Consider the following 11,307-nt stretch of genomic DNA (forward strand, 5'->3'; position numbering starts at 1 on the left):
AAGTGCGAGTGGATCCGTACCGGTGTGCAATCTCGGCGACGTTCGCAAACGGGACGAGGCTACGCGCTCTTGTCGCGGCGCTCCGAGCGCGACGGCTTGCGCGGCACGATGGTCGGCAGCACGTTGTCCTGCACGGTTTCCTTGGTCACCACAACCTTGGCGACGTCGTCGCGGCTGGGGATGTCGTACATGACCGGCAGCAGCACTTCTTCCATGATCGCGCGCAGGCCGCGGGCACCGGTGCCGCGGTGGATGGCCTGGTCGGCGATCGCCTCCAGAGCGTCCGGGGTGAACTCCAGCTCCACCCCGTCCATGTCGAACAGCCGGGCGTACTGCTTGACCAGCGCGTTCTTCGGCTCGGAGAGGATCTTGACCAGGGCGTCCATGTCCAGGTTGGTCACCGAGGCCACCACCGGCAACCGGCCGATGAACTCGGGGATCAGGCCGAACTTGATCAGGTCTTCGGGCATCACTTCGGCGAAATGGTCGGTGGTGTCGATCTCGGCCTTGGAGCGGACCTCGGCGCCGAACCCCAGACCGCGTTTGCCGACCCGGTCGGAGACGATCTTCTCCAGCCCGGCGAACGCACCGGCCACGATGAACAGCACGTTCGTGGTGTCGATCTGGATGAACTCCTGGTGCGGGTGCTTGCGGCCGCCCTGCGGCGGCACCGAGGCCTGGGTGCCTTCCAGAATCTTCAGCAGCGCCTGCTGCACACCCTCGCCCGACACGTCGCGGGTGATCGACGGGTTTTCGCTCTTGCGGGCGATCTTGTCGACCTCGTCGATGTAGATGATGCCGGTTTCGGCGCGCTTCACGTCGTAGTCGGCGGCCTGAATCAGCTTGAGCAGAATGTTCTCGACGTCCTCGCCGACGTAGCCGGCCTCGGTCAACGCGGTGGCATCGGCGATGGCGAACGGCACATTGAGCATCTTGGCCAGGGTTTGGGCCAGGTAGGTCTTGCCGCAGCCGGTCGGCCCGAGCATCAGGATGTTGGACTTGGTCAGCTCGACGGATTCACCGGCGCGCGAGTCGCGGCTCTTCTCGCCGGCCTGGATGCGCTTGTAGTGGTTGTAGACCGCCACCGCCAGCGTGCGCTTGGCGGTGTCCTGGCCGACGACATAGCCCTCCAGGAATTCCCGGATCTCCGCGGGCTTGGGCAGCTCATCGAGCTTGACGTCGTCAGCGTCGGCGAGCTCCTCTTCGATGATCTCGTTGCAGAGATCGATGCACTCGTCGCAGATGTACACGCCGGGACCGGCGATGAGTTTCTTGACCTGCTTTTGGCTCTTTCCGCAGAACGAGCACTTCAGGAGGTCACCGCCGTCTCCAATGCGCGCCATGTTGCTTCAGTGCCTACTTCCTGTTCGCCGGCTGTCGCGGCCGGTGTCGGGTGTAAGTCCCGACGCTACCCGCTTGCTCTGTACTGATGCGACCGATAAGGCCGAATCGCGTCCTTGGTATTTGTGGCTGTTCGTTCCAGCAACATAGCGCCTGTGGACACTTTGTGCCGGGTGAGACGCGCCGCAGTGTCCCGGCTGTTATATGCCGAGCCCGGCCGCATAGTCAGGGGCAAACTCGCCGTGAAAGTCAGGACGTCTGGGCGGAGAGCTTCCGGTACTCCAGCACGGTGTCGATGATCCCGTAGTCCTTGGCTTCCTCCGCGGTCAGGATCTTGTCGCGGTCGGTGTCCTTACGGACGACCGCGGCGTCCTTTCCGGTGTGGCGGGCCAGGGTCGTTTCCATCAGGGTGCGCATCCGCTCGATCTCGGCCGCCTGGATCTCCAGGTCGGAGAACTGTCCCTGGATCACCCCGGACAGCGACGGCTGATGGATCAGCACCCGCGCGTTCGGCAGCGCCATCCGCTTACCCGGGGTGCCGGCGGCCAGCAGCACCGCCGCGGCCGAGGCGGCTTGACCCAGGCAGACCGTCTGGATGTCGGCCCGCACGTACTGCATGGTGTCGTAGATCGCCATCAGCGAGGTGAAGGAGCCACCCGGGGAGTTGATGTACATGGTGATGTCGCGGTCGGGGTCCAGCGATTCCAGCACCAGCAGCTGGGCCATCACGTCGTTGGCCGAGGCGTCGTCCACCTGCACGCCGAGGAAGATGATGCGCTCCTCGAACAGCTTGTTGTAGGGGTTGGACTCCTTGACGCCGAAGCTGGAGTGCTCGATGAACGACGGCAGGATGTAGCGCGCCTGCGGGGCGATTTCAGGGTTCATGATGCAGCTCCGTTGGTCTGGGCGCGGGTGATGATGTGGTCGACGAAGCCGTACTCGAGGGCTTCGTCGGCGGTGAACCAGCGGTCGCGGTCGGAGTCGGCCTCGATGCGTTCGATCGGCTGACCGGTGAACTCGGCGTTGAGCCGGAACATCTCCTTCTTGATGACGGCGAACTGCTCGGCCTGGATCGCGATGTCGGCGGCGCTGCCGGTCACCCCGCCCAGCGGCTGGTGCATCAGGATGCGGGCGTGCGGCAGCGCGTACCGCTTGCCCTTGGTGCCCGCCGCCAGCAGGAACTCGCCCATCGAGGCGGCCATCCCCATCGCGTAGGTCGCGATGTCGCACGGTGCCAGCACCATGGTGTCGTAGATGGCCATCCCGGCGCTGATCGACCCGCCCGGCGAGTTGATGTACAGCGAGATGTCCTTGGTCGGGTCCTCGGCCGACAGCAGCAGAATCTGCGCGCACAGCCGGTTGGCGATGTCATCGTCGACCTGCGAACCCAGGAAGATGATCCGCTCGGAGAGCAAGCGCTCATACACCGAGTCGACGAGGTTGAGCCCGTGCCCATTTGAACGCATATCGCTCACCGTGGGTTACCTGCTTTCCTAGCTTCCGAGCTTTTCAAGCTTCCAACGTGTTTGTCTGTCACCGACACTAACCAACCGGTCACGCCGCGGAGTCCCCGAACTGCCGGCGTTCGCTCACAGCGTCACTCGTCGTCGGCGTCCACGTCGGCCGCGTCGCCTCCGTCACCCTCCAGGGCCGCGATGAGCTCCTCGGCTCCGGCGTCGTCGTCGGCGTCCTCGTCGGGGCTGCCGAAGAACTCGGCGGTGTCGATCGCGTTGCCGTCGGTGTCGCTGACGCTGGCGGCCTGCACCGCCGCCGCGATGGTCCGGCCCCGCCGCACATCGGCGAACACCGCGGGCAGCTGCTTGTTCTGTCCGAGCACCTGCAGCAGTTGCTGCGGCTCGATGCCGTACTGGCGCGACATTAGCACCAGGTGCTGCATCAGGTCGTTCTGACCGACCTGCACGTCCAGGTGGTCGGCCAGGGCGTCCAGCAGCAGCTGGGTCTTCACCGACTTCTCGGCCGAGGCGCGGCTGTCGGTGTCGAACTCCTCGCGCGACGAGCCCTGCTCGACGAGCTTCTCGGCGAACTTGGCCTCGTCGTGGTTGAGCCCGTGCAGCGCGTTGTGCAAGGTGTTGTCGACCTGCGCCTGCACGATCGCCTCCGGCAACGGGATGTCGACCTGCTCGAGCAGTGTCTCCAGTGCGGCTTCGCGGATCTTCTCCGCCTGCTGCACCCGCTTGGTGCGGCGCACCTGCTCGGTCAAGTCGTCGCGCAGCTCGTCCATGGTGTCGAATTCGCTGGCCAGCTGGGCGAACTCGTCATCGGGCTCGGGCAGTTCGCGTTCCTTGACCGTCGCGACGGTGACGGTGACCTGAGCTTCCTTGCCGGCGTGCGGGCCGGCGGCCAACGTGGTGGTGAAGTCCTTGCTCTCACCGGCGGACAGGCCGATGATCGCCTCGTCGAGGCCCTCGACCAGGCGGCCCGAACCCACCTCGTGGGACAGCCCCTGGGTCGCCGCGTCCGGCAGGTCCTCGCCGTCGACGGTGGCCGACAGGTCGATCGACACGAAATCACCGTCGGCGGCGGCGCGCTCCACACCGGTCAGGGTGCCGAACCGGGCCCGCAGCGATTGCAGCTCGGCGTCGACGTCCTCGTCGCTGATCTCGATCGGGTCGACGGTGATCGTCAGCGTGCTCAGGTCCGGCAACGTCACCTCGGGGCGAACGTCGACCTCAGCGGTGAATACCAGCTCCGAGCCGTCCTCGATCTTGGTGATCTCGATCTCGGGCTGACCCAGCGGCTTGAGCTCCGACTCGGTCACCGCCTGGCCGTAGCGGTTGGGCAGCGCGTCGTTGACGACGCGCTCCAGCACCGCGCCACGGCCGATGCGCGCTTCCAGCAGCTTGGCCGGGGCCTTGCCGGGGCGGAATCCGGGCAACCGCACCTGCTTGGCCAGCTCCTTGTAGGCGCGGTCGAAGTCGGGCTGCAGCTCGGTGAACGGCACCTCCACATTGATCCGAACCCGGGTGGGGCTCAACTGCTCGACGGTGCTCTTCACGGCTGTACTCCTCGTGTCTGTATCGACGGGTTGGCGGGTTCGGTCGGGGTGACAGGATTTGAACCTGCGGCCTTCCGCTCCCAAAGCGGATGCGCTACCAAGCTGCGCTACACCCCGCGCTGACCTCGCGATCCTACGGCCCGGCGGATCGGCCGTCACAGCGACCTGCTGGCGACCTGCCGCCGGCCGGCCCAGCGAAGGCACGAATCAGCGCCAATTGGATTTGGTGTCGGCGACGCCGGTACAGTCTCGCTCTAGAAATACATGCGGGCGTAGCTCAATGGTAGAGCCCTAGTCTTCCAAACTAGCTACGCGGGTTCGATTCCCGTCGCCCGCTCAAGATGGGGGGCGTCTCGACAGGAGGCGACGTGGACGACGTCGACATTCACGGCTCGTGCACAGCCGGTTTCGAGGGGGTGCGCGACGCATTCGCACGGAACTTCGCCGAACGTGACGAGGTCGGCGCGGCCGTCGCGGCGTGGGTGGACGGGGAACTCGTCGTCAACCTGTGGGGCGGAGACGCCGACGCCCAACACGCCCGGCCGTGGTGTGAGAACACCCTGGCCGCCGTGTTATCCGGCACCAAGGGACTGACCAGCACCTGTGTGCACCATCTCGCGGACCGCGGCGAACTCGACCTCGACGCCCCGATCGCCCGGTATTGGCCGGAGTTCGCCCAGGCCGGCAAACAGGACGTCACCGTTGCCATGGTGCTCAGCCACCGTTCCGGGGTGATCGGACCGCGCACCCCGCTGACCTGGCGGGAGGTCGCCGACTGGGATCTGGTCTGCGCCCGGTTGGCCGCCGCCGAGCCGTGGTGGGAGCCGGGGACCGCGCAGGGCTATCACCTGGCCGCGTTCGGCTTCATCCTGGGCGAGGTGGTGCGTCGGGTGACCGGACGCACCCTGGGCCAGTATCTGCGCACCGAGATCGCCGAGCCGCTGGGCGCCGACGTCCACATCGGTTTGTCCCCCGCCGACCTGCCGCGCTGCGCGGATCTGATCGACAAGCCGCACCCCCGCGAGTTGCTGGCCAGCGCCCCGGACCGTCCCCGCACGCTCGCCGAGCATCCCAAGGCGGGCTTGTCGGTGGCGTGGGGATTCATTCCGAGCGACGAGTTCGGCTCCGAGGAACGCCAGCGCTGGCGCCAGGTGCCGCTGCCCGATATCGGCGGGCACGTTTCCGCCGTGGGGATGGCCACCTTCTATAACGGGCTGGCGCAGGAGAAGCTACTCAGCCGCGAACACATGGAGCGGGTACGGATGTCGCAGGGCGGCTTCGACACCGATCTGGTGCTCGGGCCGCGGGTCGCCGACCACGGCTGGGGATTGGGCTACATGCTCAATCAGCGTGCGGTCAACGGGCCCAATCCGCGGATCTTCGGCCACGGCGGCCTCGGCGGATCGTTCGGGTTCGTCGATCTCGAACACCGGATCGGATACGCGTACGTGATGAACCGCTACGACGCCACCAAGGCCAACGCCGACCCGCGCAGTGTGTCACTCAGCAATGAGATCTACGCCGCACTCGGGGTCGCTACGCGCTGAGTCAGGGGTGACCGGGACCGCCGGGTCCTCCCGGACCGCCGGGACCGCCCGGGAACCCGGGACCGCCCGGACCACCCGGCCCGCCCGGAAGCCCCGGATTGCCGGGACCACCCGGCCCGCCCGGAACGCCCGGAACACCGGGGCCGGGGAAGTCGCCGGGACCGCGGAAATTCGCGTGGCAGCTGTTCCAGTTCCAGTTCTCACCCCACCCGGGATCCCAGAAGTCGCCCGGGCACCAGGTCGGGAGGGGCTCCGGGTCGGCTTGAACAGCGGTCGCGGCGCCCAAACCGGCCAACCCCATACCTGCGGCGATCATCGCGGTGGCCGCCGTGATATGCATCGTTCGTGTCGTCATGCCCCTGTCATACCCCCGGCCTCCGCGGGTAAACCAGGCAATGGCGCGGGAACCGGTCAGCTCTGGCAGGTCGGACACCAGAAGACGTTGCGTCCCTCCAGCACGGCGGTGCGCACCGCCGTGCCGCAGACCCGGCACGCGTCGCCGGCTCGGCGGTAGACGTAGGTGCGGGGCTTGCCGGGCGCGTAGGACGGCGCACCGCGATCATGCTCGGGGCGTACCACGACGATCTTGCCGCCGCGCAGCCCGACTTTCATCAACGCCACCAAGTCACGCCAGGCCGCGTCGAAGTCGTCGACCGTCATCGCGGTCCCGGGCCGGTACGGGTCGATGCCGTGCCGGAACAACAATTCGCTGCGGTAGACGTTGCCCACCCCGGCCAACACCGCCTGATCCATCAGAAGGCCACCGATCGGCCTGCGCGACTTGGCGATCCGCGCCCACGCGGGGGCCGGATCGCTGTCCCGGCGCAGCGGATCGGGGCCCAGGCGAGCGGTGACCGCGGCGACCTGCAGATCGTCGAGCACCTCGCAGGCCGTCGGGCCGCGCAGGTCGGTGCCGTACTCGGCGCCGATCATCCGCATCCGCACCTGCCCGACCGGTGCCGGCATCGGTACGGCGTACTCGGCGAAGGTGCCGTACAACCCGAGGTGCACGTGCACCGTCAGCCCGCCCTCGTAGTGGTGGAACAGGTGTTTGCCCCAGACGCTGGTGCCGCGCAGCACCCGCCCGGCCACCGCGGCTGCCCCCTCGGCGAATCTGCCCTGCGGGCTGCACACCGTGACCGGCGCGCCGGCGAACCGGCGTTGATGTAACCGGCCCAGCCGGTGCAGGGTGTGCCCCTCGGGCACGGTCAGGCGGGTGCGCCGGGGACCGGCGGCGGCACGTGGGTGCGCTCGTAGGCCTCGAGGATGTCGATGCGGCGCTGGTGGCGTTCGGCGTTGGACCACGGGGTGTTGACGAACGCGTCCACGATGGCCAGCGCCTCCGGCAGCGTGTGCATCCGCCCGCCGATCCCGATCACCTGTGCGTTGTTGTGTTCGCGGGCCAGCGTTGCGGTCTCCGGACTCCACGCCAGCGCGCACCGGATACCGCGGACCTTGTTGGCGGCGATCTGTTCGCCGTTGCCCGAGCCGCCCAGCACGATGCCCAGGCTGTCCGGGTCGGCGAGCGTCTTCAGGGCCGCCGCGATGCAGAACGCCGGGTAGTCGTCCTCGGCGTCGTAGTCGAACGCGCCGCAGTCGATGGGTTGGTGGCCGGTTTTCTCCAGGTGCTCGATGATCTGCTGCTTGAGCTCGAAACCCGCATGATCAGCACCGAGGTAGACGCGCATGGCGCACATTGTTGCAGACCCCGCACCCGGGCCTCGCCGAGTGGGAACGACGCGACGCATTCGCGGCGCGTCGCGTCGCCCAATTCCGTCTCGGGGCCTTCCGACGGCTAGTCCGGCTAGTCGAACTCGGGGCGCTCGGTACGGGACCGCTTGAGTTCGAAGAAGTGCGGGTAGGCCGCGAAGGCCACCGAGGCGTCCCACAGCTGACCCGCCTGCTCACCGCGCGGAATCCGCGACAACACCGGACCGAAGAACGCCACCCCGTTGACGTGGATGGTGGGCGTGCCGACGTCGTCGCCGACCGCGTCCATCCCGGCATGGTGGCTGGCGCGCAGCGCCTCGTCGTAGGTGTCGGTGTCGGCGGCGTCGGCCAACTCGGCGGGCAGGCCCACCTCGGCCAGCGACTGCTTGATGACGTCCGGCAGGTCTTTGTTGTTCTCGTTGTGGATGCGGGTGCCCATCGCGGTGTACAGCGGTGCCAGCACCTCGGCGCCGTGGGCCTGCTCGGCGGCGATCGCCACCCGCACCGGGCCCCAGGCGTGCGTCATCCGCTCCCGGTATTCCTCCGGCAAGTCGCGGCCCTCGTTGAGCACCGCCAGACTCATCACGTGGAAGGCGACGTCGATGTCGCGAACCTTCTCGACCTCGAGGATCCAGCGCGAGGTGATCCAGCACCACGGACACAACGGGTCGAACCAGAAATCGGCTCGTGACTTCGTCGACGATTCAGCAGGCATAGCGCGATCCTCTCGATCCGGGTGGGGCCACTGTCGAGACACAACTATGCGCGCCCGGCCGGTGTTCCCGGACCGGCGCGCCTTAGTCGGGTCGCAGGGTCGGGTGAATCGGGTCGACGTGCTCGGCCACCTCGATCCACTGTCCCGGCGCGAAGTGATGCACGCCCTGCTCGGGCGGGCGCGCGACCTCGATGCGCAGCACCCCACCGCGCAAGACCTCGTAACTGTCGGTGCCCTTGTATTTCCGAGTGGAAGCACCACCGTCGGGCATGGCGAAGACCACTTTGAAGTTCACGCCGTGCAGCGTGGCATGACTGGCACCCCAAGGCGCGAATGCGGGATTGACGATCGGTAAACATTGCGTAGCCAGCCGGTGGTTCACCACCGGCGACTACTGTTGCACGGCGTGGCACTCCCCAACCTCACCCGTGATCAGGCCGTCGAACGGGCAGCGCTGGTCAGCGTTGCCAACTACCGGATCGCGCTGGACCTCACCGGCGGCGACGGCAAAACCTTTCGCTCCACCGCCACCGTCACCTTCGACGCGCTGCCGGGCGCGGACACCGTGCTCGATCTCGCCGCGGCCACCGTGCACAGCGCCACCCTCAACGGCAACCCGATCGACGTGTCGGCCTACGACGAGTCGACCGGTATCGCGTTGCGGGGGCTGGCCGCACACAACGTCGTCGAGGTCGACGCGGACTGCTGCTACTCCAACACCGGTGAGGGTCTGCACCGCTTCGTCGACCCGGTCGACAACGAGGTGTATCTGTACTCGCAGTTCGAAACCGCCGACGCCAAGCGGATGTTCGCCTGCTTCGACCAGCCCGACCTCAAGGCCAGCTTCGATATCACCGTCACCGCCCCCGCGCACTGGCAGGTGATCTCCAACGGGGCCACGCTGAGCGCGGACGACGGGGTGCACACCTTTGCCAGCACGCCGCGGATGAGTACCTATCTGGTGGCGCTGATCGCCGGACCCTACGCACGGTGGGACGACGTCTACCGCGACGAGCACGGCGACATTCCGCTGGGGTTGTTCTGCCGGGCATCGCTGGCGGCGCACATGGACGCCGAGCGGTTGTTCACCGAAACCAAGCAGGGATTCGGCTTCTACCACAAGCATTTCGGTGTCCCCTACGCGTTCGGCAAGTACGACCAGCTGTTCGTTCCGGAGTTCAACGCGGGCGCCATGGAGAACGCCGGGGCCGTGACGTTCCTGGAGGACTACGTCTTTCGCAGCAAGGTCACCCGGGCCTCCTACGAACGGCGTGCCGAAACGGTGCTGCACGAGATGGCGCACATGTGGTTCGGCGATCTGGTGACCATGCGCTGGTGGGATGACCTGTGGCTCAACGAGTCGTTCGCCACGTTCGCCTCGGTGCTGTGCCAAAGCGAGGCAACCGAATACACCGAAGCCTGGACCACGTTCGCCAATGCCGAGAAATCCTGGGCGTACCGCCAAGACCAGCTGCCCTCGACGCATCCGATCGCCGCGGACATCGCTGATCTGGCTGCCGTCGAGGTGAACTTCGACGGCATCACCTACGCCAAGGGCGCCTCGGTGCTCAAGCAGCTGGTCGCCTACGTGGGGTTGGAGCACTTCCTGGCCGGGCTGCGTGACTACTTCGCGGCGCACGCCTATGACAACGCCACCTTCGACGATCTGCTGGCCGCGCTGGAGAAGGCCTCTGGCCGCGACCTGTCCGACTGGGGTGCGCAGTGGCTGAAGACCACCGGCCTGAACACGCTGCGCGCCGACTTCGACGTCGACGACAACGGCAATTTCACCCGGTTCGCGGTGACGCAGTCCGGGGCCGCCCCGGGCGCCGGTGAGACCCGGGTGCACCGACTCGCGGTCGGAATCTACGACGACGATGGAGCCGGCCGCCTGGTCCGGGTGCACCGCGAAGAACTCGACGTCGCCGGACCCAGCACCGATGTGCCCGGGCTGGCCGGAGTTTTCCGCGGAAAACTGATCCTGGTCAACGACGACGATCTGACCTACTGCTCGCTGCGACTGGACCCGCAGTCGCTGGCCACCGTGCTGGAGCGCATCGCCGACATCGCCGAACCGTTGCCGCGCACGCTGGCGTGGTCGGCGGCCTGGGAGATGACCCGGGAAGCCGAACTGAAAGCCCGCGACTTCGTGGCGCTGGTCGGCCGCGGCATTCAGGCCGAAACCGAGGTCGGGGTGGCGCAGCGGCTGCTGCTGCAGGCCCAGACCGCGCTGGGCTTCTACGCCGAGCCGGGCTGGGCCGACGCGCACGGCTGGCCGGAGTTCGCCGACCGACTGCTGGAACTGGCCCGCGCCGCCGCGCCGGGCTCCGATCACCAACTCGCCTACCTCAACGCGCTGTGCACGTCGGTGTTGTCCGCGCAGCACACCGATGTGCTGGCCGGTCTGCTCGACGGCGATCCCGCCGATCAGGGCCTGGCCGGTTTGGCGGTAGACACCGATCTACGGTGGCGGATCGTCATCGCGTTGGCCCGATCCGGGGTGATCGACGCCGACGGCCCCGGTACCCCGTTCATCGACGCGGAGGTGCTGCGCGATCCGACGGCGGCCGGCCAGCGCCAGGGCGCCCAGGCCGCGGCGGCACGGCCGCAACCGCAGGTCAAGGAACAGGCCTGGCAGCAGGTGATCGAGGACGACACGCTGGCCAACATCACCGGCCGGTCCATCATCGCCGGCATCGTTCAGCCCGGGCAGGGCGCGCTGCTGCAACCGTTCACGCAACGGTATTTCGCGGCGATCCCCGGCGTGTGGGCGCGGCGATCCAGTGAGGTCGCGCAGACGGTGGTGGTCGGGCTGTACCCGGGCTGGGATGTCAGCGACGACGGACTGGCCGCCGCTGAGGCGTTCCTGGCCGACCCTGACCTGCCGCCGGCGCTGCGCCGGCTGGTGCTCGAGGGCCGTGCCGGGGTGCAGCGGTCGCAGCGCGCCCGCGCGTTCGACGCCGGCCCAGCCATCTAGG

Annotated in this window: 11 protein-coding genes and 2 tRNA genes; 3 read left to right on the forward strand and 10 right to left on the reverse strand. The window is 67.6% G+C overall.

Translation table 11 applies throughout. The features are described 5' to 3' along the window. Positions 1-59: 59 nt before the first annotated feature. The 5 genes from clpX to AC5Y36_RS25460 all read right to left on the reverse strand — a co-directional run bounded on the left by clpX (position 60) and on the right by AC5Y36_RS25460 (position 4,474). Positions 60-1,343 (reverse strand): ATP-dependent Clp protease ATP-binding subunit ClpX, encoded by a 1,284-nt coding sequence (gene clpX / locus AC5Y36_RS25440; RefSeq protein ID WP_500043752.1) that lies wholly within the window; start codon positions 1,341-1,343, stop codon positions 60-62. 247 nt (positions 1,344-1,590) lie between these two features. Further along, positions 1,591-2,226 (reverse strand): ATP-dependent CLP protease proteolytic subunit ClpP2, encoded by a 636-nt coding sequence (gene clpP2 / locus AC5Y36_RS25445; protein WP_500043753.1) that lies wholly within the window; start codon positions 2,224-2,226, stop codon positions 1,591-1,593. Next, a complete protein-coding gene (locus AC5Y36_RS25450; protein WP_500043754.1) occupies positions 2,223-2,807 on the reverse strand; it encodes an ATP-dependent Clp protease proteolytic subunit in 585 nt (194 codons plus the stop codon). The genes clpP2 and AC5Y36_RS25450 overlap by 4 nt, the downstream gene beginning before the upstream one ends. A 131-nt stretch (positions 2,808-2,938) precedes the next feature. Then, positions 2,939-4,357 (reverse strand): trigger factor, encoded by a 1,419-nt coding sequence (gene tig, locus AC5Y36_RS25455; RefSeq protein ID WP_500043755.1) that lies wholly within the window; start codon positions 4,355-4,357, stop codon positions 2,939-2,941. Positions 4,358-4,400: 43 nt separating this feature from the next. Continuing rightward, positions 4,401-4,474: transfer RNA gene (locus tag AC5Y36_RS25460), tRNA-Pro, on the reverse strand. Positions 4,475-4,623: 149 nt separating this feature from the next. Here AC5Y36_RS25460 and AC5Y36_RS25465 point away from each other — a divergent pair. Both AC5Y36_RS25465 and AC5Y36_RS25470 read left to right on the forward strand, forming a co-directional pair. Continuing rightward, a tRNA-Gly gene (locus AC5Y36_RS25465) sits at positions 4,624-4,694 on the forward strand. A gap of 31 nt (positions 4,695-4,725) precedes the next feature. Then, positions 4,726-5,904, forward strand: a complete 1,179-nt coding sequence (locus AC5Y36_RS25470) for a serine hydrolase domain-containing protein (RefSeq protein WP_500043756.1) — start codon at positions 4,726-4,728, stop codon at positions 5,902-5,904. Position 5,905: 1 nt separating this feature from the next. Here the strand turns inward: AC5Y36_RS25470 and AC5Y36_RS25475 are convergent, their stop codons facing one another. The 5 genes from AC5Y36_RS25475 to AC5Y36_RS25495 all read right to left on the reverse strand — a co-directional run bounded on the left by AC5Y36_RS25475 (position 5,906) and on the right by AC5Y36_RS25495 (position 8,624). Next, the gene (locus AC5Y36_RS25475; RefSeq protein WP_500043757.1) at positions 5,906-6,259 is read right to left on the reverse strand and encodes an Mtp family mycobacterial-type pilin; all 354 of its coding nucleotides are present in this window, start codon (positions 6,257-6,259) and stop codon (positions 5,906-5,908) included. Positions 6,260-6,315: 56 nt separating this feature from the next. Beyond that, a complete protein-coding gene (locus AC5Y36_RS25480; RefSeq protein ID WP_500043758.1) occupies positions 6,316-7,110 on the reverse strand; it encodes an Fpg/Nei family DNA glycosylase in 795 nt (264 codons plus the stop codon). A gap of 2 nt (positions 7,111-7,112) precedes the next feature. Continuing rightward, positions 7,113-7,592 (reverse strand): ribose-5-phosphate isomerase, encoded by a 480-nt coding sequence (locus AC5Y36_RS25485; protein WP_500043759.1) that lies wholly within the window; start codon positions 7,590-7,592, stop codon positions 7,113-7,115. A 116-nt stretch (positions 7,593-7,708) separates the two neighbouring features. Further along, positions 7,709-8,329, reverse strand: a complete 621-nt coding sequence (locus AC5Y36_RS25490) for a mycothiol-dependent nitroreductase Rv2466c family protein (protein ID WP_500043760.1) — start codon at positions 8,327-8,329, stop codon at positions 7,709-7,711. Between the two features lie 82 nt (positions 8,330-8,411). Further along, positions 8,412-8,624 carry a hypothetical protein gene (locus AC5Y36_RS25495; RefSeq protein ID WP_500043761.1) on the reverse strand — a complete coding sequence of 71 codons (213 nt, stop codon included), beginning with the start codon at positions 8,622-8,624 and terminating at the stop codon, positions 8,412-8,414. A 111-nt stretch (positions 8,625-8,735) separates the two neighbouring features. Between AC5Y36_RS25495 and pepN the strand changes: the two genes are divergently transcribed. Beyond that, a complete protein-coding gene (gene pepN, locus AC5Y36_RS25500; protein ID WP_500043762.1) occupies positions 8,736-11,306 on the forward strand; it encodes an aminopeptidase N in 2,571 nt (856 codons plus the stop codon). The last annotated feature ends 1 nt before the right edge of the window (position 11,307 follow it).

The sequence above is a fragment of the Mycobacterium sp. NGS50 genome (assembly GCF_059812545.1).